1 protein-coding gene is annotated in these 411 nt (G+C 62.3%); it reads left to right on the top strand.

What is annotated here, in order from left to right; genetic code table 11:
* Nucleotides 1–411: pyridoxamine 5'-phosphate oxidase (gene pdxH / locus H9X96_RS22470; protein WP_187668432.1), on the top strand; the 411-nt coding region annotated here is incomplete at both ends.

The raw sequence follows: 411 nt of genomic DNA, 5'->3' as shown, positions 1-411 counted from the left end.
GAGTACGCCCGCGCCTCACTCGACATTACCGACGTGGATGCCAACCCGCTGCGCCAATTCCGCCGCTGGTTTGGCGAAGCCCTGACGGCCGAGGTGCCCGAAGTCAACGCCATGACTCTCGCCACCGTCGATGCGCATGGCCAACCCTCGGCGCGTATCGTGCTGCTCAAGAATCTGGACGAACGCGGCTTCACCTTCTTTACCAACTACGCCAGCCACAAGGGCGAAGAATTGGCCGCCAACCCACGTGCTGCGCTGCTTTTTCACTGGATCGAGCTGGAGCGCCAGGTGCGCATTCAAGGCATCGTAGAAAGGGTGAGCGATGCTGAAAGCGATGCTTACTACCATTCGCGCCCGCTGGGCTCGCGCCTGGGTGCCTGGGCGTCCGAGCAAAGCAGCGAAGTCCGGAAC

It is taken from the genome of Pedobacter sp. N36a (genome assembly GCF_014472395.1).
Lineage (GTDB): Bacteria > Bacteroidota > Bacteroidia > Sphingobacteriales > Sphingobacteriaceae > Pedobacter.
Note: the sequence above shows the minus strand (reverse complement) of the source record. Positions and strands in the feature narration are given on the sequence as shown.